The sequence below is a fragment of the Shewanella sp. S1-58-MNA-CIBAN-0166 genome (assembly GCF_040310085.1).
Lineage (GTDB): Bacteria > Pseudomonadota > Gammaproteobacteria > Enterobacterales > Shewanellaceae > Shewanella.
Genome location: NZ_JBEOPN010000034.1, coordinates 18,169 through 41,069, shown reverse-complemented (window position 1 = coordinate 41,069; position 22,901 = coordinate 18,169). Strand labels below are relative to the sequence as shown.

Below are 22,901 nucleotides of genomic sequence, written 5' to 3'. Positions count from 1 at the left end.
AGATCTGTCATTTATAGCGTTCGATTAACACTCACAACTAGAGCGGATAACGACACATGTCACTATGGAAAGTCCTGTTTGATTTTATTGTGGATGGTTTGGCGCAACAACTTAGTACAGCCGACATTATCAAGGGGCTAGAAACCCAAGCGTTCGATAAAGCGATGCTGTCGGGATTACATATTCGTCAGGCTAAGTTAGTACCGCGAACTATTAAGGGTTATAAAGAGTTCGATAAATACCTAGGTGAGCCAAGCGGCGTGTTGATTAAAAAACTGTACATAAAAATAACGGTACTGAAAAAACTGATTCACGCGTGTAAGCTTGATCAAGATCTTAAACTTAAAGCGCTGTTTCGTTTGTTAATGTTAGTCCACTTTCACTTAGCAGATAAACCACTGCCTAAACCAATGCCAATAGTAAAAAACTAAGCCGCAGATACTCCACGGCTTAGTTCATCGATATTCAGCTAGGTGACAGAACAATATCCTGTGACGTTAAAATAATATCCTGTGACGTTAAAACAGTATCTTGATATGGCTGGCAACAGTTTTTGCTTTTTCGACCGCTTGTTCTACCGAGTTATCGCGGGCTAACGCCACACCTAAGCGGCGACGACCATCAATGTCTGGCTTACCAAATAAGCGTAATTGGGTATCCGCGGGCGCTAAGGCGGCAGCCATACCCTGGTAACGGATATTGGTGGATGTGCCCTCGGCAAGAATAACCGCAGAAGCACTAGGACCATGCTGCACAATATTGCTTATTGGTAATCCTAAAATCGCACGTACATGCAAGGCAAACTCAGATAAATCCTGGCTGATTAAGGTTACTAAACCTGTATCATGTGGCCTTGGCGACACTTCAGAAAAATACACTTCATCACCACGAATAAATAGCTCAACACCAAAGAGTCCATATCCACCTAATGCCTCAACAACTCGTTGGCTCATGGCTTGTGCCTTGTGTAATACCTCAGCCGACATCGCCTGCGGTTGCCACGATTCACGATAATCGCCATCTTCTTGTCTATGGCCAATAGGGTCGCAAAAATGGATGCCATTTACGGCGCTAATCGTCAGTAAGGTAATTTCGTAATCAAACGGAATAAAGGCTTCAACAATTACTCGTCCTTTACCTGCTCGTCCACCTTCTTGGGCGTAAGACCATGCTTGCTGGATGGTTTGTGCTGACTTAATCACACTCTGGCCTTTACCAGACGAACTCATTACTGGCTTAACCACGCATGGAATACCAATGTCGGTAACGGCCTGTTCAAATTCAGCTAGGGTGTCACAGAAAAAGTACTTTGATGTTGGTATCGCTAAGGTTTCTGCCGCAAGTCGGCGTATGCCCTCACGGTCCATAGTGAGTTTGGCTGCGTTAGCGGTTGGCACCACATGTAAACCTTGCTGTTCTAGTTCCACTAACGTTTGGGTGGCAATAGCTTCAATCTCAGGGATCACTAAATCCGGCTTTTCAAGCTCGATAACTGCTTTTAATGCTTTTGCATCCAGCATGTTAATCACATGAAAACGATGGGCAATTTGCATTGCTGGGGCATTGGGGTAGCGATCAACTCCGATAACTTCAATTCCGTAACGTTGAAGCTCAATGGCAACTTCTTTGCCGAGTTCACCGCAACCTAATAGCATCGCCTTAATCGTGCCAGAAGTATTTGCTGTGCCAAATGTAGTAGCAATAGACATGGTAATTTACAGCCTCTGTGTAGGGATATTCTTATATGCCGAACAGTGTAACGAGATGAGGTATTAAAAATCCAATATAAAATGCACTAATTGGCTAAAAACGCCTGTATTTCGAGGTTTTTTGTGATGAAAGATTGTATTTAATTACGACAAATCTAGATGTATCGGTGTGTAGAAGTGTCGTTGTTGAAAGCACCAAGTGTGAGTGGGTAAGTGTCATAATACTATAGTGTTGAATTAGAGGGTGCTGACTCAAAAGAGTAAGTTAAAAAAGCCAACATTATTGGATTAATGTTGGCTAGATTCTATTTGAATTTGGCGTTAACTAAGGTTTAACGAGTAACTCAGCAGCGGTTAAAATTAGCTCTGGCGCAGGGCGAACCTTGTAGTTTGGATTCACATATTGAAAATGAATTAAACCACTTTTATCTGCCAAATAGACAGCTGGCACGGGTAACACTAAGCGTTTTTCACCTGCTGGGGTAGTAAACAGTTCATTGGTTACCGCTAAACTGGCAGTATATTTTTTAGTGATATCTGCACTGGTGTAATAGGCTAAACCAAATGCTTGCGATGCCGCCATTGAGGTGTCAGACAGCAATAAATAATCGAGTTCTTGTTTATTCATCGACGCGCGCATCTTTTCTGGCGTGTCTGGTGAAATACCCACTAACTGGAAACCCATTTCAAGCAATTTAGGTTCAATTGCTTTTAGCTGACCCATTTGCGAATTACAAAATGGACACCAACCGCCACGGTAAAAGAAAAATATAGTCGGCTTTTGCGCCACAAGTTTACTGAGTTCAACCGCTTTACCATCAACATCTTGCAGGGTTATTGCTGGTATCTGGTGGCCATTGAGCAGTGGCATGACATTGTTCTCGTCACTGGCAATAGGCTTAGCCACACTGGCTAAACTGGTTAACGTAAGTGCGGTGGCAATAAGCAGAGTTTTTAACATGATAAGTCCTTATAGAGTAATGTCCCGACTAAAGTAGACCTCATAATCACACAATTCATTTCATTCAAACACAAAAAAAGCGCCTAAGCGCTTTTTTCGATTACCATTAACTCTTTCTAGTTGAGTTATTTAATCTTTTTGTATTTAACCGTGCTGCTGACTTTACCCACTTTAACACGACGTCCGTCCATGTTTTTCTCAGCAATCATCTGGGCGCCAGCGTTATCACCACGTTGTTGTTTTTTAGCAAAACTACGGCGCTTTTCAATCTGCTTAAGCAGTACTTCACGGCTACCGACTTCATAACCCGGTACTGTGACTCGACGAATTGGCTGACCGATTAGCTTTTCAATATCAGCTAGGGTGCGTTCTTCTTCGCGGCTCACAAACGAAATTGCCACACCGGTTTTACCTGCACGACCTGTACGGCCAATACGGTGCACGTAATCTTCGGCTAAAAATGGTAAATCGTAGTTAACAACGTATTCAAGATTTTTAATATCAAGGCCACGAGCGGCGACTTCGGTGGCCACTAATACGCGAATTTTACCTTCAACAAATTCACGTAACGCACGACGACGGCTGCCTTGTGCTTTCTCGCCATGAACCACACCCGATGGAATACCATCTAAGTTAAGCTCTTTGACCAATTTGTCTGCTGCGTCACGAGTCGCGGTAAACACCAACACCTGTTGCCAGTTTTTGGTACCGATTAACTCAGATATTAATTCACGCTTACGGCGCTGCTCTACTGGATATACCACCTGGCTTACGGTGTCAGCAGTAGTATTTTGTTTATCAACAGTAATCACTTTAGGCTTTTCAAGCATGTCATTCGCTAGCTTTTTAACCTCAGAAGAGAAGGTCGCAGAGAACAACATGTTTTGACGTTTTTTGTTTACTGCTTGGAGAATCTTTTTAATGTCAGCACTAAAGCCCATATCAAGCATACGGTCGGCTTCATCGAGTACTAAAAACTCAACATTCGACAAACTTAAGTTACACGCCACAATGTGTTCAAGTAAACGACCTGGTGTAGCAACAATAACGTCGGCACCGCGTTTAAGTTTTTGTGATTGGGTCTCTATTTTAACGCCACCATAAATGGTTAATACCGTTAAATTAAGATGCTTACTGTAAGCGCTAATGTTGTCTGCAACCTGTGCGGCAAGCTCACGAGTTGGAGTCAGAATTAAAGTACGAGTGTTAGACGGCATCGTCTCTTTTGGGTTATCACACATTCTTTGTAATATAGGCAGCGCAAATGCTGCTGTTTTACCCGTGCCAGTTTGAGCGCTTGCTAGGACATCTTCACCACGACGGATCGCCGGTATCGCTTGTTGTTGAATTGGCGTCATAGATTGATAACCGCACTCAGCGATCGCGCGTAATATTTCTGGGGCGAAGCTAAAAGATTCGAATTTCATGGTGCGGTTCCTGTATGTACATCAAAACAAAGCGATTTAGTTGCAACAAGCTAAGTTAGCTGCACAAGGTCAATCTAGAGTATTTGGGCCTATAGCCATTGTTAATGGCAGATATCATGCTTAACTGGGTTGATTAACGTCTTAGGATAGTTGAAAAACGTTAAGCTTGAATGATACACCCCATTGAGTGCCATCGATAAGCGGCCGCGGAGTATAACAAACTTTTGTTTAAATCCTGAACTTTATCTGTGCCTAACGATAAGATTTTTTAGCGGAGAATTGTTTAGATGATATGGATTGATAGTCATGGCAATTACAGCATCTTAAGTGCGGGGCTGCTAACTCGTTTTTGGACAGAAGTGGATTAGAACTTATCTTTTTATATAAGTTTACCCTGATTCCACTAAATGCGGCTATATTTTAGCTTATGGTTTATAACTTATGGCCTGCGGCCACTAACGTCGTGGCGCTTCGCCCACACCAGACCAAGAGGAAACCAACGGCTGTTCCCTCTTTACTATTTATAAAAAAATTGGCCCAGCCGCCCCGCAACATTTTCAAACAGCGAAAAGGTCGCCATGGGGATTTATCCAGTTTTTTACTTAGTTTGTAGTCTGCTTCGGCCCATTTTGCAATAAAGAGTAAAAATGCTATCGCCTCCGATGGGGTGTCTGAAGTGAATGGATCCACGAATGTCGTGGTGGCAGGACGCCAAAGAACGACCTGTATCGCGAAAGCTAGCCTGACGTCCTGTCAGGCTCACGCATTTTTTTTATAAAGAGTCTTCAACGGCTTCAAGTTCAGAGTTAAATTTAGACTTTTGCAAGCGTTACTAACTCGTTTTTGGACACAAACGTGATAGAGCTGAGAGTCTAAAGGTGCTTCTCTGGATTAGGACATCTATGGTAATCAAATAAATTTTACTCTGCCCCTACATACCTAAAAGCATCGCTGGGAGAGCTGTGGTGGTGCAGAAAACGTTATTGAAGGTTATTGAACGTTATTCTAGTGAATTTAAACCACGATGTCACTCAGATTAAGAGTGCCATCGCAGGTGTTTATTTTAACACTATAATTTTCTTATACCATTAAGCTTATTTAGGAATTGTTGATCTTTTTTAAGGATAAAACACTTCAAAAGCTCAATATCTGTATTTTCTTTACTTGATACGTCAGGGGCGTATTCTTTGACTAATATTGCTGTTTGTTCGAATTTTTCAGCCGAATAATGACTTAATTCTACAATGCCAGAAGTTATTTTTTTGATGTCAGATAAATCATAGTCTTTTGATTTAAAATACCAAAACATACAATTAGACTCAGCGAAATCGAGTAAGTCATCAGAATGATATTTATTTTTTTTTACTTCAGAACACCCAAACAAAATTAATGCACTACAAATAAAGAGTGATGCTAATTTATATTTAATCATTAGATGCTTCCCAAAAATGAATTTTGTGTGATACATCGCCATAACCTTGGTAAACGCAGTTTGATCCATCCCAAAGATCTGCATGTCCGGTCGCATCAGACCATCCATTTACTTCATAAATAATTATACCCTTACGGTTTTTAATATTATTTTCATATTCCTCTGGTGTGAAGGATTCTGGTGCACCATAGTTTTCAGTTAAATATTTTTTTAATATTTTTACTCTAAAAATGTACCAGTCTTTATTTCTGCCAGAGGACACTTGTCCCTCAAGTTTTCCGTTGGGACCAACGGCTTTGTAAAAAGGGATTTTATGTAAGCCTCCTGAACCGTTAAGAGCTTTAGATACTCTCGTTGCACATGCATTTCCAAACACACCAATATCAAAATTCAGTTCAACTTTACCTCCAATCTGCTTAAAAACAGCAGGGGCTGGAAATGCTGGGTAGTTTTTTTTCAAGATATCCCAATTGGGCATTTTTTTCATAAACATTCCTTTAACAATGAGTCGTCTAAAAATAAGTATTTATTCTGGCGTGAAATTATTTAGCATATAGCAAAATTTTTAATATATTATTTTTATTATATAATTCCAGCAGAATATCAGATGAATGTATTTAAATAAATTATCCATTAGGGTGTATTTAGAGGGGGATGAACTACAATTCATTATATTCAGGACTAGTGAATACTTAAGCTCTAAATTTACCATTTAATATCATTTTTTCTGCTTACTCAATTTGGGAATATGTTGTTCTAATAGGTTCAATGTCATACGCTTAAGTAACACCATTATTTTCTAATATTCTCTGTCTCAAATACGGGAATGTATGCTGAAATTCAACTATGAAGAAACCAGGGCGAGATCGTGAATGTTTTTCAATCAATTTAATGGACGATCTGACGTTAACATTTAGCTATGATCTTATACTCCCTTTTTCCGGGAGCTCACCATGCATATTGACCACTTCAAAGAGACTTTTCAAACCATAACTGACTAACGCCAACGGGCTAAAGTGACCTATTGCCTTTTTGAGGTTTTGTTTGGTTCTATATATGCCGTTATTGCAGGAGCTAAAGGCTGGTTTGATATTCGATAATATTTCCGTCAATAACAAAAAGGCCAGCCTCGACGGCTGGCCTTAATATTGAATTTACAATTGGGTTAAATCGCCCAGCCACCCATGTAAAAGGCGACTAAACCGAGAGTGATTAAGATAACCCCAAGTCGCAGTTTACGCCACTCGCCACTGCATATGCGGCCAATAACCAAGGTAACAAACCCAAGCATAATCCCAGTAACGATATTACAGCTTAAAATAATAAATACCGCGCAGGTTAAGCCTGCCATTGCATCCACTTTATCGTCAAAATTAAGCTTGGTGACGTTACTTAGCATCAGTAATCCAACATACATTAGCGCTGGAGCTGTCGCATAAGCAGGTACTAAAAAGCTTAACGGCGCTAAAAACATCATTATCAAAAATAGTAAGCCGACGATGGTCGCGGTCAGGCCGGTTTTGCCACCTGCTGCAGTTCCCGCTGCGGACTCAATATAAACAGCGGCTGGAGCGCCGCCGACTACGCCAGCAAAAATACTGCTGACAGAGTCTGATGTCAGTGCTTTTCCACCACCAACAATATTGTCTTTATCATCGAGAAGTTCCGCTTGTCCTGCAACCGCTCTAATTGTGCCTGTTGCATCGAAGATAGCGGTCATCACTAATGCCAACACAATAGGCAGTACCACTGGATTCAGTGCGCCCATAATATCGAGCTGGCCAATAAGCGACGTTTCAGACATCAAATCAGGCAAAGCAAATAGGCCTTGATAAGTTACGCTAGGATCAAATATTAACCCAAAGATCGATAGCCCGACGATGACCAGCAATATGCCACCCGGCGTGCCTCGGCGCTCAAGCCCAATTGTCATAGCAAGACCAATTATTGTTGCTATAACCGGTAAACTATTAATATCACCAAGCTTTACGGGTAAACCGGCATCGTTTGATACAATCAATTTCACGCTATTGGTCGCGATAAGCAGTAAAAACAAACCAATACCAATACCTGTACCGTGAGCGATACCGGTTGGCAAGTTAGTGAGTACCCATTGACGAATACCGGTGACACTTACAAGTGTAAATACGATACCCATTAGGAAAATAGCGCCAAGGGTGACAGGAATCGATATTCCCTGGCCTAGCACCATGCTAAATGCAGTAAATGCAGTGAGTGAAATTGCGCAACCGATGGCCATCGGCAAATTAGCCCATAATCCCATGAGCAACGAACCAAACGCGGCAATTAAACAGGTAGCGATAAATACCGCCGCAGGATCAAACCCCGCAGTGCCCAACATGTTTGGCACCACAATCACCGAATAAACCATAGCCAAAAACGTCGTTAAGCCAGCAATGACTTCACGTTTTAAGGTACTTCCACGGGCAGAAATATTGAAATAGCGATCCAAAAACGAATCAGAAACAGCAGCAGAATTAGAGAGAGTCTGTTCAGACTTCATAGTGATGATACCTTTTGATCTCTTAAATTATCAGTTAACCAATGGTTATTCATTGGCGACACGGCTATGGCAGGTAGAGCCCCAAACGAGAACGACTTAGGTGAGAGATCCACTTGGCGCATATAGCGTTAGTGACCTGCGAGTATTGTGGTAAACAAATTTGTTATACACATGTCTGGTAAAATTTACTCTTACCAACACAGCCTTTGTTGGCGCGGAGTTTACAACAATCGACAATGGGGAAATAGGAAGCGGCTAACATTTTTTTGCTATGTGGGTAAAAAACGTACCCAAAAAACAGATTGCTCGTATATCTCACCATAAAAGTCACTCGCTGTTGTAATCACTGCCTTTGAGTATTCAACACTAATAACTGATTACCGTCTTGGCATGGCAATTAATACCATTTTTTAGGAATTATAATGTTTGCTGTGAGTCGGTAGATTCACTGGCGCTTTAGTTTGCACTTGATGGTGCTTTAATTCAAAGGGCTTTGGACATGTTATTGCTCCAAAGCCCTATATTCAGTGCTTACGCGTTATGTTGAACTGGATGGCGCTTAAATCGCGACAGTCACTTTATTGAGCCATGCTAACTCGTCACCTTGCATTAATGGCGCTAAGGTTTGACGAACTTTTTGCTGATATTGATTAAACCAGTTCACTTCAAAATCAGTTAACAATGACTTATCGATTAAGCGTGCATCCATTGGAATATGGGTTAATACATCAAACTCATACATTTCACGCTCTGCACCTGCCAATGCTTGGCAATGTTGCACTGTGACTAGGTTTTCGATGCGAATACCAAAACCATCGGCGCGGTAATAACCAGGCTCATTCGACAATACCATTCCTGGTAGTAATGCCACGCCATTGACGTTTTTACCAATGCGCTGCGGGCCTTCGTGAACACTTAGAAAGTGACCGACACCATGGCCCGTTCCGTGGTCATAATCAAAACCATGCTGCCATAAATACTGACGAGCAAATGCATCGAGTTGCACACCAGAGGTGCCTTTAGGGAAGCGGGCTGTATCAAGGGCTATGTGGCCTTTTAATACCAGGGTGACCATTTTCTTCTGTTCATCGGTCACTTTGCCAATGGCAATGGTGCGGGTAACGTCGGTGGTGCCGTCTAAGTATTGCGCACCAGAATCGACCAAGTAAATGCTGTCCATGGTCATTGTGCTTGGGGTGCCATTATTATGGTTGTAATGGCACATAGCGGCATTGGCACCAGTGGCTGAAATAGTGTCAAAGCTTGGCTCGCGATATAGCGAATCTTGTATTCTAAAGCTTTCTAATTTGTCAGCCAGTTGTGCTTCATCGTGCATAATGTTTTGTTCAACTTGGCTGTCTAACCAGGCTAAAAAACGGCTAACGGCAGCGCCATCACGAATATGACACGCTCGCATACCAGCTAATTCGGCGTTATTTTTTTGTGCTTTAGGTAATGCAACCGGGTCGGTACCCACAATGAGTTTAGCGCCACCTTTTTGTGCCAGTAACTGCGAATAGGCGTTGGCAGAATGAGGGTCGGCCAATAGCTTAACGCCTTTCATTTGCGCTAATACGGTTGCCAGTTCTGCTTCATCTTTAAAGCTCACGCCAGCACCTACATGCTGTTCAATATTTTGCGGCACTTTAGTTAAATCGGTAAAAAAGGTCATATCGCCATTGGTCGATAATAATCCGCAGCCAAGTATGACGGGGAAGCGTGGAACGTCATTACCACGGATATTCAGCAACCAACAACATGAATCTAATGCGGCAATAAGGGCAACATCGGCGCCTTGCTTGTTAACCAGCTGACCAATTTGTTGACGTTTCTCGACGCTATTACGTCCTGCACCTTGGTGGCTAAATAAAGTCATGGTGGATGCTGACGGTGCTGGGCGGTCCAACCAACTTACATCAATCGGGTTGTTATCAACTTCAACTAAATTGATTTGGGCTTTATCAAATTGCGCTTTGGTTTGTTGAAACCAAGCAAGGGTATGTAAGCGACTGTCGATGCCGACGCTCGAGCCTGCAGGTAATGTATCAATTAACCAGTCAATCTGCGGGTCGTCATACAGGCTTAAATATTCAAATAAGTTACCGTCTACTTGTTGGCGTACTTGCACTGTGTAACGGCCGTCGGTAAATATTGCTGCGCGGTCTTTTAACACGATAGCCATGCCAGCAGACCCCGTAAAGCCAGTGGCCCAATGTAAACGCTCATTACGAGCAGGGACATACTCACCTAAATATTCGTCAGCGCGAGGAATGATGAATGCATCTATTTGGTTTACTTCAAGCTGTTGGCGAATGGCGTTAAGACGCGTAGCAATAATATTGAACATGGTTTCTCCGTTGGAGGCGACTGATGAACTCAGCTCTGTAGAATGAAGTGCGATTATCGCAAGCGTGACGGCAAACTGGCAAGTGAAGTCGCTGACATAATGTGGAACAGACTGATTAAAATTGTAAACTTATATTGTATACAATGGTAACAAAGCGATACAGACGGTATCCTTGTCGGTATTGATTATCTTGTATATTTGAACAAGGTAAGACGATTTGATTTCCACAGACTCTAGATAAATAACAATAAAAATAACCAAAGGAAAACCTATGACAATCGGTGTCGGCGGCGTTAGCCCGCAACAAGCATTAGCCACACTCACTAATATGACTCACGGTGTAGCAGCGATAAGTGATGATGAATTTAATCAACGAATTCAACATGCACAACGATTGATGGCGCAACATGGTTTAGAAGCAATCTATGTGAATGCTGGTACTAATTTATACTATTTCACCGGTACTCGTTGGTTTTCTAGCGAACGTATGGTGGGTGCTATTATCCCCGCTGTGGGTGAGGTTCAGTATATTGCACCTGCATTTGAGCTCGACACGTTACAGGGTTATATGACCATTAAAGGTCAAGTAAATACGTGGCATGAAGATGAAAGCCCATATCAGTTATTTGCCGATGTGCTGGATAACATCGGCTTGAGCCAAGCAAAAATCGGTATTGATGAGTCAACCGCCTTTTTTATTAGCGATGGCATTGCCCAAGCAGCTCCTCAGCATCGATTTGTAAGTGCGACAACAGTAACGGCAGGATGTCGGATGATTAAGTCGGTTGCCGAAATTGCCTTAATGCAACGCGCTAAAGACATGACCCTTGAAGTGCATAAAGCCACTGCCAGTATTTTACGTGAGGGCATCACCACTGCAGAAGTGGAAGACTTTATTAACCAAGCTCACTATGCCGTGGGCGCAGCCAAAGGTTCGTATTTTTGTATCGTGCTATTTGGTGAAGATACAGCGTATCCGCATGGGGTTAAATCACCTAAAGCGCTTGAGAAAAATGACACGGTATTGATTGATACCGGTTGCCAGTTACAAGGCTATAACTCTGATATTACTCGTACTTACGTATTTGGTGAGCCTAATGCTCGTCAGCGTCAATTATGGCAACTTGAACAGGATGCACAAATTGCTGCGTTTGATGCTGCTACCTTAGGAACCTTGTGTAGTGAAGTGGATGCAGCTGCTCGTGTCGTGTTAGAAGCCGCAGGCTTTGGTCCAGATTACAACGTGCCAGGTTTACCTCATCGTACTGGTCATGGTATCGGTTTAGATATTCATGAATGGCCATATTTGGTGCGTAATGATGTTACGCCACTGGCGGTTGGTATGTGTTTTAGCAACGAGCCAATGTTATGTGTACCTGGGGAGTTTGGGATCCGTCACGAAGACCATTTTTACATGACAGCGCAAGGGCCTAAATGGTTTACAGCGCCAGCGAAGTCGATTGATGATCCGTTTTATTTAGCATGATAATCAAATGCTTATGGAGTAAAGGCTCAATTTAAATAACCAAGAGCCGATAATCAATAGCAAAAAGCCTCCGACATGGAGGCTTTTTCATTTTCTGCTTAAACTGATCTTCATTGCTGATTAGTTAATTTCAAATAACTCAACATCAAAAATCAGTACTGAGCCGCCGGCGATTTTACCGGTTGAGCGATTGCCATAAGCCAATTGGCTTGGAATATAAAAACGGAATTTATCGCCAATATTCATGAGTTGTACACCCTCGGTCCAACCGGCTATCACTTGATTTAAACCAAAGCTGATTGTTTCGCCGCGATCAACAGAGCTGTCGAATACGCTACCGTCAATGAGTGTGCCGTGGTAATGCACGGTAACCTTGCTTTTTGCGCTAGGGTGTTCAGTATTATCGCTTTTAACGAGTACTTCATATTGTAAGCCAGATAAGGTTTGGATTACGCCTTCGCGTTTGGCATTATCAGCTAAAAAAATCTTACCTTTCTCAATATTTTCTTTGGCGGCTTTAGAATTGTTAGATTGAGTGAAAAAATAAAAAATAACGCCCGCAATGACCAGTACGGCCAAAATCATACGCATAATTGATCTCGAATTGTTGGGTAGATAGTGCGACTAGTTTAGCGTAAAAATTGCTGAGCTAATACTCATCAACACGATTGAAGCGACAATTGAACCAACAGCTTAACGGTATGCATCTAATAACGGATACCACAGCTGATAACACAATAAGCTGACCCCAACTGAGTTGAGTACGATGCAACACCACAATATCCGTTTAAAAGACGATTTTTGGGTTTTATGACGTAAGTGATACTGACCGAGTAGCGCTGCTGGCCAGCCGCCAATTAAAGAAAAAAATTGTAAGGTGCTTTCTTTTATGCGCCATTGCCCCTGTTTAGCGGCCGATTTATCACGATAATACAAACTAAAAGTGACCAGATTAATTAGGCCATATACCCCAGCTAACCAGGGCTGAATAGTGGCAAAAATAGCGCCAATGAGCAGCAACATCAACCAAGCAAACTTATTCATTTTAGTGTCTGCTCTGTGAGATTAATTTTATCATATTGATTTCGTCATACTGATGAGACCAATCAGCATTGCACACAATGGTAGTTGCATAGATTCTTCTTTTAAGTGTATATGTTTCATTAGCTTGTGCGGGAGACTAACACACGCCAAAGCTTTTCTAATGGGCCTTGATTGAATTTTCGTAAATAGACATCCGCTAACAACAGTTGAAATACACTGTAGATAATCGCAATTGAGACGTAACCTATCCGGTCTAGTGAGTACAGCCAGTCTGGTGCGATATAACGTAACAGTAAAATACCGACTATTGACTGGAGAATGTACAAACTAAACGCCATCCGCCCGACGTTTTGCAGTAGTTTCAGTCTATGTGGCGTATTTTGGCAGAATTTAACAATAATGTGGATATAAATCAAAGCTGTCGCAATAGCGCTGAACCACAATAAAAGATCAGACATCGACTCCAACATCTGATTGCCACTTAGACTTAATATCGAGTCTAATGATGCTAATGTGATGGCCCAAAATACACATTGCCACAGGGTTTTATTATCCAATCCATCAACAAAGATATTGCGTTTATATAACGCCATCCCTAAAAGCATTAAGCCGGTGATATACCACATTAACGTTAATGGAATAACCGCCAGCATGTACGCAAACATGGTTAGGTGCAGGGTCAGTTGTTGTTGGTAGCTACCGGTCCAAGCAGCAAGTTGCTCGATGAAGAAAGCTGAATCTCGTGAATAAACTTGATCGTCTGGCATGAGCGAAATAAGTGCGATGGGTATAAATGATAAAAAGATAAACCATTTAGCTTTACGAATTAGTTCATCGGCACTGAGGCTAATGTAGCGAAAAGCCAATAATCCACTGACACCATAAGACAATAATATATCGCCAGGAAAGATGAAAATAGCGTGTATTACGCCAAAGGCAATTAACCAATACAGACGGCTTTTTATGCGTTTATTCTGCTGAGTAGTGGTGGCTGTCTCCATTCTCATTTGCTGGCGTTGGTATTGGATTAGCATTCCCACCCCAAAAATCATCGCAAATAGGCTAAAGAAACGACCTTCTAAAAAGAAATTGCTAAAAATGAGTAGGATAATGTCGCTGGTGGGTTGAATCTCATGAGGAGCGTAACCGAAAAAACTATTGCCCATAAAATAGATATTAAGGAAGAAAATACCTAATACGCCAAGCCCTCTGATAGCGTCAAGATTAGCCAAACGAGCTTGTTTGATCGGAGCGCTATGCTCATCCATGTAGGTTGCAGTGTTAATCGCTTAATTCCTTTTACTTTTAGCTGTTTATAAACCCTCTTTATTCATTAAGGAGGCGCTGTTAGAGACTACCAGCCAAAAGCGGTAATGCAACTAGATAATACGTTTAGGTGAGGCAAGATGATGATAAAAAAACAAGCGTTCAGTATTAATACCGAACGCTTGGTTTGTGAAGTATGCAGTTTGGTTTATTTGGTTGTTTGCACTTCAAGAAACGGGATAGTACCAGTAGGTAGCATGGTTGTTGGTAAGCGCCCATCCCAACGTTCTGCTTTAGTCAATTCAACTAAATTTTGATTTTGCGCTAGCGCTTCAGCACGAATTTTAATGGCTGATGCTTCTGCGTTACCTTTAATACGGATACTTTCTGCTTCGGCAATTGCGCGGGCCAATTGTGAATCTGCTTCCGCTTGTGCTTGAGTGACGGCAATTTGGGCACTAACACGTTCTTTTTCAAGATTCTGTAATTGGGTTTGTACTTCTACTTCTGCACGCATTCTGTCTTCTACTGATTTCTCGTATGCGTTGCTAAAGTCGATATTTTCAATCTGTACCGAATTAATGGTCACCGGGCCTTTAATTGATTTAGTAATGGCGTCAGTGACATCAATACCAAACTTGATACGTTCTTGGACGGCAGAAATAGCAGTGTATTTACCAAAAATATTCTCAATTTGGGTTGGCACTTGGCGGTCGAGTAAGCGCGACACCATTAAGTCGATACTTTTGAAATTAGCATATACTTCTTCAACACGATCTGGCGGTATGCTAAATGTGACTGATGCGCGTAAAGTGGCAGGTTGTTGATCGCGGCTATATGCCTGTAAACCTTGGTAGTTTGCGGTATGAGTTTGGGTTGATATTTTAACCACGGTATCCATCAGTGGAATTTTAAATCCAAGACCGGGTTCTGCAGTATCGATAATTTTACCGTTACGCAGCAATACCCCACGTTCACCCTGATCAATGGTATACCAGCTACCATATAAACTGATCAGCATTAGCAGTAAAACTGCGACAGGAATGATTTTACCGAGATGATTTGTGTTAGCTTGCGCCAGACCATTTTTTAACATTATGCTTCCCTAGCAAAAGTGAATAAAGGTGATTAAATTACTTGGTTATTTTTGAGGTTTCTCTGAAATCCATAGCTTAATATGCCCTTGGACCACCACAACACCATTAGTGTCATAGGCTTTTACGTCGACTAACATATCACCCACTTGCCATTGCTCTGGTTTTACCTCTGCAACACATAAAATGTCGCTGCCCGCTTTTGCGGTGTAATCAACGCTCATGCCTTTAGGGATCCAGCGTAAATGAGCCGGGATAGATGCTTCTGCCATCGTACCCATGGCCATTTCAAGACCATTACAAATGGCAATCACATGCACGGTTCCAATATGATTTTGGACTTTCTTGCGCTTTTTGATTAAACATTCGCAGCGGTTAACGCGTAAATCACTTATGAAAGGGTGTACTGTGCCAAAATAGGGCGCCATTCGAGACACCATTTTAGAAAAAATCTGTTTACCAAATGGATAAGCAGTGACTTTCTTATATAGCGACATGACTTTATTGGGTTTAGTTGGGATCATAAATGAACTCTAATCGTTATCTGGTCGGATGAGATTAACATTGTTGTAACCTGCGGAAAAGCCCCGTTGAATATTTTCCATCGCTCATTGCAAAGGGCACAGGTATAATTTACGTGATTAGACACATTAAGGATGAATTTTGAAAACTGACTCACTGTTATTGAATTATTTCAAAGGTATGGCCATGGGCGCTGCAGATGTTGTGCCGGGCGTGTCGGGTGGCACTATTGCGTTTATTACCGGTATTTTAGACCCATTATTGGATGGCATTCGCAAAATAAACTGGTCGTTAGTGGGCATTATCAAACAAAAAGGCATTAAAGCCGCCTTTTTACACATTAACGGTCCTTTTCTCGTGTGTGTATTTGGTGGGATCCTCACCAGTATTTTTACCTTAGCTAAATTGATTTCTTGGCTATTGGTCACTCACCCCATTCCTGTGTGGTCGTTCTTTTTTGGATTAATTTTATTTTCAGTGGTTCATATGCTTAAGCAAGTGAACAAATTCACTGCTATGCGGATTGCCATGTTCATTGTCGGTGTCGCCTTTGCGTGGGCTATTACAGTGTTACATCCTATTGAAATGCAGGTGAGTTACCTTAATTTCTTCTTTTGTGGTGCTATTGCTATTTGCGCCATGATATTACCTGGGATTTCAGGCAGCTTTATTTTGTTGCTTTTAGGGATGTATCCAGCGGTATTAGCGGCAGCTAAAGGCTTTGATATTGTTTATTTAGCCTGTTTTGCGATTGGTGCTGTGGTTGGATTATTAAGTTTTAGTCATGTGTTATCGGCCTTGTTACGTAAATTCCATGACACGACGTTATTATTTTTAACGGGATTAATGCTCGGGACGCTAGGTAAAATTTGGCCATGGAAACAAGTGATCAGTTGGCGCGAGAATTCTAAGGGTGAATTAGTGCCTTTGGTTGAGCAAAATTTATCTCCGTTTCAGTTTGAGCAAATCACTGGCGAATCATCACAAATTATCATTGCCATAGTGTGTCTGTTGGTGGGGATTGGTTTGGTGTGGGGATTAGAACGCGTCGGCAACAAAGCGAATAGTTAACCTCAACTCGGGATAATAAACGCCTTTCAAGCAGTCCTTTGCCCTGCTAACTGCGTTGAATCGACTTGCAATAGGCTAGCTATTGACGTGTCAATTCGCCTTGTTAGCATAACAAATGACAAGCTTGAAAGTGAGGTGGGTTAACGTGCTGATTTTAAATAGTATAAGTTCATCCCTTATCCCGAGTTCAGGTTAGTTAAGCTTATTTTTGCTTATTCTGGATGACTCAGGTTAAAGATAAGAACAAGATGAATGAAAAAGCAGAACTGAGGTTCTGCTTTTTTGTGTGCGTTATTTGACTAATATGTAGGCTCATATTGCAAAAACGATAAATAACCCTATAAATAATGAACTTAATGAGTGTTTTATTCGTATTTTTGCTTAATAGTATGTGTAGTTAGCATGACATCTTTTTTTATCCCACTTTGGGAATATTACAGTTGCCACAGGAGTGCATAATATGCCAAATATCGATACATTTGTGCCAGAAAAAATCCAAATTGGGATCAGCAGTTGCTTGTTGGGTAACCAAGTCCGCTTTGATGGCGGACACAAAAACTCTTATTACTGTAGACAAGAAATAGAACCATTTTTTGAATACACCACTGTTTGCCCTGAAATGGCGATTGGCATGGGCGCACCACGCAAAAGTATCCGTCAAATACGAGATGGCGATGTAGTGCATATTCGCAGTGCTGATGGAACGCTCGATGTGACAGACAAGCTTAATGAATACTCCCAAGCAAAAGTGGAAGAGCTTGACTACCTTGGCGGTTATATTTTATGTGCCAAATCACCAACCTGTGGCATGGAAAGGGTTACCGAGTACAAAATTGGTACCAATCATGGCACTAAAACCGGCATCGGTGTTTTTGCAAAAAAATTAATGGAACGCTACCCATTTCTGCCAGTAGAAGAAGAAGGCCGTTTACATGACTTGCCACTAAGAGAAAACTTTTTCACCCGTGTATTTGCTTATAACGATTGGAAGCAAATGACTAAATCGGGTCTCACTAAACATAAGCTAATGCAGTTCCATTCGCGTTATAAGTATCTATTAATGGCCCACAGCCCGCAGTGGTATCGCGATTTAGGACCTATATTGGCTGATATTCAAGATGTTGAGCAAACTGCGCAACAATATTTTGAAGGCTTTATGACGGCACTTAAAATTATTGCTACTCGTAAAAATCACACCAGTACTTTGCAGCATATTCAAGGCTATTTTAAGAAGCAATTGACCGCTGAACAGAAAGAAGAGTTGAGTGAGTCAATTTTAAAATATCGCCAAGGGTTGTTGCCTTTGCTGGTGCCAATCACCTTGATTAACCATTATGTACGTGAGTTTCATACCCCGTATATTCAAGAGCAGGTGTATTTAAATCCACATCCAGAAGCGCTTAAGCTTCGTTATGCTTATTAGGTCTATTGTGAATGACTTCTATGAATAGTTTGATGTGGTTTAGGCAAGATTTACGGGTGGCAGATAATCCGGCTTTAGTGGCTGCATGTGAGTTTGCTGCCAGTAATCATAGTCATGTTCGAGCTGTGTATTTTGTCACACCAGCACAATGGGCGCAGCATGATGTCGCGCCGATACAAATTGATTTTATCCAGCGACATGTCAATTTGTTAGCGCAGGCATTGGCGGTGTTAGGTATTCATCTAGATGTGTTGCACGCACAAGACTTTGATGAAGTACAAACCCTGTTAGCCGCTTATATCGCACAACATGATATTGCCGCTGTGTATGCTGCCAATGAGCCTGAAATAAATGAACGTCGTCGAGACCGCGCATTAATTGATAGCGGTGTACCATTAACGTTAATCGACCAAGATTGCGTATTAGCAGCTGGGCAAGTGAAAAACTTGGCTGGTGATATGTACAAAGTCTTTAGCCCTTTTGCTAAAAAGTGGAAAAGCATTGCCGGCCAGCGCGCGATTGTTCCGGTCGCGGTGCCTGCGCCAATCGCTGCAGTACTGTCAACTCCCAGTGAAGTGGTATTTAACTGCGATAAAATGTCTAGTGAGCAATGGCCTGCAGGAGAGGGCGCTGCAAAGCGAATACTTGATCAATTTTTAGCAAGCCAAGTAGAAGATTATCAAGCCGAAAGGGATTTTCCTGCCCTAGAAGGTACTAGCCGCTTATCACCCTTTTTAGCTATTGGGGTCATTAGTTCACGTCAATGTGTCGCAGCCATATTAGCGCGTTATCCTCAAGCCTTAGTTGATGATACTTGCCCCGCAAAAACGTGGTTAAATGAATTGATTTGGCGTGAGTTTTATCGCCATTTACTGGTGGCATTTCCACGCCTATCCATGAACCATAACTTTAATGAGTTAGGCGACGGCATTGTGTGGCGCAATAATCTTGCTGAGTTTACCGCCTGGTGTGATGGTCAAACAGGCTATCCAATTATTGATGCTGCTATGCGTCAATTAAATCAAACCGGTTGGATGCATAATCGATTACGCATGGTGGTAGCCAGCTTTTTAACTAAACACCTATTGGTGGATTGGCGTTGGGGCGAGCGATATTTTAGGCAAAAACTAATTGATGGTGACTTAGCCGCCAATAATGGTGGTTGGCAATGGTCAGCAGGAACAGGCTGCGATGCGCAACCTTATTTTCGCGTATTTAACCCAATGACGCAAAGTAGCAAGTTCGACCCTGATGCCAGTTTCATAAAGCGTTATGTACCCGAATTGTCTACTTGGTCTTTGGCCGATATTCATCAACCCAAAACCATCAATGTGAATGACTTATTTGCACAACGCCAGGATGACCGATACCCACAACCTATTGTCGAACACAAGATGGCACGCTTGCGGGCGATAGAAGTACTAAGTGCGCTAAAGCGTGGTTAATTGTTTCGTTCAACATTTAACGCAGTTAGTAAGACAAAGGGCTGTTTGAGAGCCGTTTGTTATCTTGAACTCAGGTTACTGAGTCCATTTTAGTTCGAGAAATCAGCAACAACACAATTAAGCCGCTATTATCTCTTATGATAATAGCGGCTTTTTTTGCGTTAGATCACACTATGAGCTTGGCTGATGAGTGGATTGATGAGTATTGATTGAAGCACATCAATTAACAGCATAGAATGGCCATATTAAAGATTTATATATTATACATGTTTAAATCTTGTTGATGTTAATCCACTAAGTGAGTGCACTGCTTATGCTGAATATTGATGATCCTGCTGAAATTGATAACACTCCTGCAATATGGCGTTTGGGTTTTAGACCGTTTTTTTTAGGTGGAGCAAGTGTCGCAGCGTTATACATCCCGTTGTGGTTAATGGGCTGGTTTACTCCGCAATATAGCTTATTTAACAGTGAGTTTTGGGCCAATGTTGTGCCGCTATGGTGGCACCCTCACGAAATGTTATTTGGTTTCGCTATGGCTATTGTGTGCGGTTTTTTACTCACAGCAGTGCAAGCGTGGTCCAATCAACCCACTATTACGGGGCGCGCGTTAATGGTCACCTTTGGTTGTTGGCTCATTGCCCGCTTAATGTTGCTATTACCAATGAACATTCCTTTGATCTTACCTGCGATATTTGACAGCTTATTTTTAGGGTTAAGTGCGTTGGCATTGTGGCGCTGTATTTATCCGGTTAAACAATGGCGCAATATAGGTTTTCCTATCATGCTGGTGGTCGCATTGTTGGTTAATTTAGCCAGTTATTACGCCTTGTCCGAACGTAACTTTTCGTTATCGACCCAATTATGGCAAGGAATGATTTGGTGGCTTGCCATGGTTATTACCATTGTTGGCGGTCGAGTTATCCCATTTTTTACCGCAATGAAAATTCAACAACCCAAGCCTGATCCCATTAATGTGTTAGAAAACACATTATTATTAGCAATGGGTTTACTGTTTATTCAAGCAATAAGTCATTGGTTTCCAAAGGGGATTGAACAAGCACTGCTTGCAGTAGCAGGCATATTGCATTTAGTCCGTTTTGCTCGTTGGCAAGCACATAAAACCCTAAAAGAGCCGATGCTGTGGTCATTGCATATTTCGTATCTATCGTTGCCAATCACATTGTTATTGATGGCAATCAACATTGATAACGAATATGCCTATCGTACCTTATTGCATTTATTTGCTATTGGCGGCATCGCATCATTATGTTTATCAATGATTTCACGCGTTTCACTTGGGCATACTAGTCGCAATATCTATCAAGGCCCTAATATGACGTGGGCATTTTTATGTTTGCCTCTCGCCGCTATTTTACGTGCAGGAATGCCTTTGTTGATGCCTGAATACACCCAAATTTGGTTATGGGCAGCTGGAGCATGTTGGTTTATCGGTTTTGGTTTATTTGTATGGTTTTACGCGCCGATTTTACTGCGTCCACGTCTTGATGGTCGTCCTGGATAACGTGAGCTAAATTGATGACGCAAGTTAACGAAACAGTTAACTATACTAAACAGTTCAAAAGTAGTGCTACAGACTTATCGAACAATGTAGCGCTGTAAATTAAGAGATTGGAGAAAGGTTAGCAATATGATGGATCTACTTATCGATGTAATAATGAAAGCGACTCGGCCAATGCGAAGCAAGGTAGGGTTAAGCATTATTATTAGCGCAATGGCATTGCTGAGTTTAACGTCTTGGTCGCTTAAAAGTGCTGAAGTGGATCCTAATCAACTTAAGTTTCCACAACAATATGACTCTTGGCAAGCAACAGAAGAACAAGTTGAACGAGACGATATACTGGCGCAATATCCTGCCAATATCATTTTATGGGCGGGTTCGTCATTTGCCAAAGAATACCATAGCCCTCGTGGGCATCAGTTTGCTGTTGCTGACGTGACGCATACCTTGCGTACTGGTGTTGCAATAGCTGAAGGCGACAAAGGTTTATCTGCCAGTTGCTGGACCTGTAAAACACCTGATGCCCCTAGATTGATTAAAGAAATGGGTATGCAAGGTTTTTCAGGTGCCAATTTTGTCGATTTAGGCCGTGAAATCAAATCCGTTGTTTATTGCAGTGATTGTCATGTTGATGGCAGTGCTAAACTCGCATTACCACGCCCTCATGCGCAAAATGCGATGGAAAAAATTAAACTGCCTTTTGATAAGCAAGACCGCAGCATGCAAGGCGCTCAGGTTTGTGGTCAATGTCATGTGAGTTATTATTTCCAGCCTGAAAATAATAACAAAGTTAATATTCCATGGATTTTTGGCAGCACTGCTGATGAAATTGAAAAATATTATGACACTCGTCGCTTTTACGAATGGATCCACCCCATTTCTAAAACCCCAATATTAAAAGCGCGTCATCCAGAGTTTGAGCATTGGAGCCGTTCGGCTCATGCTAAGCAAGGTGTGACGTGTATAACTTGTCATATGCCGCCTGCGACCGATGAAAAAGGCGCTACATTTACTGACCATAAGGTGGGTGGCGCATTAGACAATTTTGATCGTAGTTGTGCAAATTGTCATAGCAGTAAAGCGGCCATCACCAAAAAGCTTGATAAAACCAAAGCTAATATTGATGCTAAATCACGAAATGTAGAGTCATTGCTGATTAAAGCACATTACGAAGCCAAAGCAGCATGGGATGCCGGAGCCACATGGCCGCAAATGAATGATGCGATTATGGCTATTCGTCATTCACAATGGCGTTGGGATTTTGCCACCGCATCGCATGGTATGTACGCTCATAATCCTAAAGAAGGGATTGAGTTACTGGATAAATCAACTGAACAGGTTACGTATGCCCGTGAAGCATTAGCCCGCATATTGAGTCAAATGTCTGTTACCGAAGTTGAGTATCCAGATTACAGTACCAAACAAAAAGCCCATGCCGCTATTGGATTTATTGAAGCTGATGCCATTAAAGCCAAACAAGCTTTTATTAAACAGGAAGTTGATAAGTACTGGCAGCCGGTAGCCAAAAAGGGTTACTAAAGAACAGTTTCAATTTATAAACGTTATTAACGCCTAAGCCATGCTTAGGCGTGTTACTTTGTGATTCGTTTAAAGGGTGATCTACTTCC

At 41.9% G+C, this 22,901-nt stretch carries 19 protein-coding genes and 1 pseudogene; 8 read left to right on the top strand and 12 right to left on the bottom strand.

Going from position 1 to position 22,901, the window contains the following annotated elements; all coding sequences use genetic code 11:
* Positions 1-56: 56 nt before the first annotated feature.
* Positions 57-431 (top strand): hypothetical protein, encoded by a 375-nt coding sequence (locus tag AAEY99_RS17765; protein WP_351011428.1) that lies wholly within the window; start codon positions 57-59, stop codon positions 429-431.
* Between the two features lie 87 nt (positions 432-518).
* Here the strand turns inward: AAEY99_RS17765 and purT are convergent, their stop codons facing one another.
* The 5 genes from purT to AAEY99_RS17740 all read right to left on the bottom strand — a co-directional run bounded on the left by purT (position 519) and on the right by AAEY99_RS17740 (position 6,016).
* A complete protein-coding gene (gene purT, locus AAEY99_RS17760) occupies positions 519-1,709 on the bottom strand; it encodes a formate-dependent phosphoribosylglycinamide formyltransferase (RefSeq protein ID WP_182744175.1) in 1,191 nt (396 codons plus the stop codon).
* Between the two features lie 325 nt (positions 1,710-2,034).
* Positions 2,035-2,670, bottom strand: a complete 636-nt coding sequence (locus tag AAEY99_RS17755) for a peroxiredoxin-like family protein (RefSeq protein ID WP_182744176.1) — start codon at positions 2,668-2,670, stop codon at positions 2,035-2,037.
* Positions 2,671-2,795: 125 nt separating this feature from the next.
* Complete coding sequence (locus AAEY99_RS17750) at positions 2,796-4,097, bottom strand: DEAD/DEAH box helicase (protein ID WP_059744719.1); 1,302 nt, start codon at positions 4,095-4,097, stop codon at positions 2,796-2,798.
* A 1,069-nt stretch (positions 4,098-5,166) separates the two neighbouring features.
* Entirely contained in the window at positions 5,167-5,529 is a 363-nt protein-coding gene (locus AAEY99_RS17745; RefSeq protein WP_182744177.1) for a hypothetical protein, read from the bottom strand.
* Complete coding sequence (locus AAEY99_RS17740; RefSeq protein ID WP_182744178.1) at positions 5,522-6,016, bottom strand: type VI secretion system amidase effector protein Tae4; 495 nt, start codon at positions 6,014-6,016, stop codon at positions 5,522-5,524. The genes AAEY99_RS17745 and AAEY99_RS17740 overlap by 8 nt, the downstream gene beginning before the upstream one ends.
* A 466-nt stretch (positions 6,017-6,482) precedes the next feature.
* Between AAEY99_RS17740 and AAEY99_RS17735 the strand changes: the two are divergent.
* Positions 6,483-6,626: pseudogene (locus AAEY99_RS17735) on the top strand (transposase family protein); the annotation flags it as partial.
* A gap of 68 nt (positions 6,627-6,694) precedes the next feature.
* On the opposite strand, the gene AAEY99_RS17730 reads toward AAEY99_RS17735, so the two are convergent.
* Both AAEY99_RS17730 and AAEY99_RS17725 read right to left on the bottom strand, forming a co-directional pair.
* Positions 6,695-8,053: an NCS2 family permease gene (locus AAEY99_RS17730; RefSeq protein WP_351011427.1), complete on the bottom strand. Its 1,359-nt coding sequence runs from the start codon at positions 8,051-8,053 to the stop codon at positions 6,695-6,697.
* A 559-nt stretch (positions 8,054-8,612) separates the two neighbouring features.
* A complete protein-coding gene (locus AAEY99_RS17725; RefSeq protein ID WP_182744180.1) occupies positions 8,613-10,400 on the bottom strand; it encodes an aminopeptidase P family protein in 1,788 nt (595 codons plus the stop codon).
* A 271-nt stretch (positions 10,401-10,671) separates the two neighbouring features.
* Between AAEY99_RS17725 and AAEY99_RS17720 the strand changes: the two genes are divergently transcribed.
* The gene (locus tag AAEY99_RS17720; RefSeq protein WP_101088774.1) at positions 10,672-11,886 is read left to right on the top strand and encodes a M24 family metallopeptidase; all 1,215 of its coding nucleotides are present in this window, start codon (positions 10,672-10,674) and stop codon (positions 11,884-11,886) included.
* A gap of 120 nt (positions 11,887-12,006) precedes the next feature.
* On the opposite strand, the gene bamJ is transcribed toward AAEY99_RS17720, so the two are convergent.
* The 5 genes from bamJ to AAEY99_RS17695 all read right to left on the bottom strand — a co-directional run bounded on the left by bamJ (position 12,007) and on the right by AAEY99_RS17695 (position 15,814).
* Complete coding sequence (gene bamJ / locus AAEY99_RS17715) at positions 12,007-12,477, bottom strand: BamJ family beta-barrel-assembly machinery protein (RefSeq protein ID WP_182744181.1); 471 nt, start codon at positions 12,475-12,477, stop codon at positions 12,007-12,009.
* A 102-nt stretch (positions 12,478-12,579) separates the two neighbouring features.
* The gene (locus AAEY99_RS17710; RefSeq protein WP_182744182.1) at positions 12,580-12,930 is read right to left on the bottom strand and encodes a DUF1294 domain-containing protein; all 351 of its coding nucleotides are present in this window, start codon (positions 12,928-12,930) and stop codon (positions 12,580-12,582) included.
* A 119-nt stretch (positions 12,931-13,049) separates the two neighbouring features.
* Positions 13,050-14,198, bottom strand: coding sequence for a DUF418 domain-containing protein (locus AAEY99_RS17705; protein ID WP_351011425.1), 1,149 nt, complete (start codon positions 14,196-14,198; stop codon positions 13,050-13,052).
* Between the two features lie 206 nt (positions 14,199-14,404).
* Positions 14,405-15,292: a prohibitin family protein gene (locus AAEY99_RS17700; protein WP_101088779.1), complete on the bottom strand. Its 888-nt coding sequence runs from the start codon at positions 15,290-15,292 to the stop codon at positions 14,405-14,407.
* A gap of 45 nt (positions 15,293-15,337) precedes the next feature.
* On the bottom strand, positions 15,338-15,814 hold the full coding sequence (locus AAEY99_RS17695; protein ID WP_182744184.1) for a hotdog fold domain-containing protein: 477 nt from the start codon (positions 15,812-15,814) through the stop codon (positions 15,338-15,340).
* Positions 15,815-15,953: 139 nt separating this feature from the next.
* On the opposite strand from AAEY99_RS17695, the gene AAEY99_RS17690 reads away from it, so the two are divergent.
* The 5 genes from AAEY99_RS17690 (at position 15,954) to AAEY99_RS17670 (ending at position 22,812) form a co-directional block, all read left to right on the top strand.
* A complete protein-coding gene (locus tag AAEY99_RS17690; protein ID WP_502959465.1) occupies positions 15,954-16,883 on the top strand; it encodes a polyprenyl-phosphate transporter in 930 nt (309 codons plus the stop codon).
* 460 nt (positions 16,884-17,343) lie between these two features.
* Positions 17,344-18,306, top strand: a complete 963-nt coding sequence (locus AAEY99_RS17685) for a YbgA family protein (RefSeq protein ID WP_502959512.1) — start codon at positions 17,344-17,346, stop codon at positions 18,304-18,306.
* Between the two features lie 11 nt (positions 18,307-18,317).
* Complete coding sequence (gene phrB, locus AAEY99_RS17680) at positions 18,318-19,751, top strand: deoxyribodipyrimidine photo-lyase (protein ID WP_351011423.1); 1,434 nt, start codon at positions 18,318-18,320, stop codon at positions 19,749-19,751.
* 313 nt (positions 19,752-20,064) lie between these two features.
* The gene (locus AAEY99_RS17675; protein WP_351011421.1) at positions 20,065-21,276 is read left to right on the top strand and encodes an NnrS family protein; all 1,212 of its coding nucleotides are present in this window, start codon (positions 20,065-20,067) and stop codon (positions 21,274-21,276) included.
* 126 nt (positions 21,277-21,402) lie between these two features.
* Positions 21,403-22,812 carry an ammonia-forming cytochrome c nitrite reductase subunit c552 gene (locus tag AAEY99_RS17670; RefSeq protein WP_502959511.1) on the top strand — a complete coding sequence of 470 codons (1,410 nt, stop codon included), beginning with the start codon at positions 21,403-21,405 and terminating at the stop codon, positions 22,810-22,812.
* The last annotated feature ends 89 nt before the right edge of the window (positions 22,813-22,901 follow it).

Excerpts from the sequence above, each read along its gene's own strand:
- AAEY99_RS17755 (WP_182744176.1), bottom strand. The coding sequence starts at position 2,670 with ATGTTAAAAACTCTGCTTATTGCCACCGCACTTACGTTAACCAGTTTA.
- AAEY99_RS17705 (WP_351011425.1), bottom strand. The coding sequence starts at position 14,198 with ATGGATGAGCATAGCGCTCCGATCAAACAAGCTCGTTTGGCTAATCTT.
- AAEY99_RS17700 (WP_101088779.1), bottom strand. The coding sequence starts at position 15,292 with ATGTTAAAAAATGGTCTGGCGCAAGCTAACACAAATCATCTCGGTAAA.
- bamJ (WP_182744181.1), bottom strand. The coding sequence starts at position 12,477 with ATGCGTATGATTTTGGCCGTACTGGTCATTGCGGGCGTTATTTTTTAT.
- AAEY99_RS17695 (WP_182744184.1), bottom strand. The coding sequence starts at position 15,814 with ATGATCCCAACTAAACCCAATAAAGTCATGTCGCTATATAAGAAAGTC.
- AAEY99_RS17710 (WP_182744182.1), bottom strand. The coding sequence starts at position 12,930 with ATGAATAAGTTTGCTTGGTTGATGTTGCTGCTCATTGGCGCTATTTTT.
- AAEY99_RS17725 (WP_182744180.1), bottom strand. The coding sequence starts at position 10,400 with ATGTTCAATATTATTGCTACGCGTCTTAACGCCATTCGCCAACAGCTT.
- AAEY99_RS17745 (WP_182744177.1), bottom strand. The coding sequence starts at position 5,529 with ATGATTAAATATAAATTAGCATCACTCTTTATTTGTAGTGCATTAATT.
- AAEY99_RS17740 (WP_182744178.1), bottom strand. The coding sequence starts at position 6,016 with ATGAAAAAAATGCCCAATTGGGATATCTTGAAAAAAAACTACCCAGCA.
- AAEY99_RS17765 (WP_351011428.1), top strand. The coding sequence starts at position 57 with ATGTCACTATGGAAAGTCCTGTTTGATTTTATTGTGGATGGTTTGGCG.
- AAEY99_RS17670 (WP_502959511.1), top strand. The coding sequence starts at position 21,403 with ATGATGGATCTACTTATCGATGTAATAATGAAAGCGACTCGGCCAATG.
- AAEY99_RS17730 (WP_351011427.1), bottom strand. The coding sequence starts at position 8,053 with ATGAAGTCTGAACAGACTCTCTCTAATTCTGCTGCTGTTTCTGATTCG.
- AAEY99_RS17750 (WP_059744719.1), bottom strand. The coding sequence starts at position 4,097 with ATGAAATTCGAATCTTTTAGCTTCGCCCCAGAAATATTACGCGCGATC.
- AAEY99_RS17675 (WP_351011421.1), top strand. The coding sequence starts at position 20,065 with ATGCTGAATATTGATGATCCTGCTGAAATTGATAACACTCCTGCAATA.
- purT (WP_182744175.1), bottom strand. The coding sequence starts at position 1,709 with ATGTCTATTGCTACTACATTTGGCACAGCAAATACTTCTGGCACGATT.
- AAEY99_RS17720 (WP_101088774.1), top strand. The coding sequence starts at position 10,672 with ATGACAATCGGTGTCGGCGGCGTTAGCCCGCAACAAGCATTAGCCACA.
- AAEY99_RS17685 (WP_502959512.1), top strand. The coding sequence starts at position 17,344 with ATGCCAAATATCGATACATTTGTGCCAGAAAAAATCCAAATTGGGATC.
- phrB (WP_351011423.1), top strand. The coding sequence starts at position 18,318 with ATGACTTCTATGAATAGTTTGATGTGGTTTAGGCAAGATTTACGGGTG.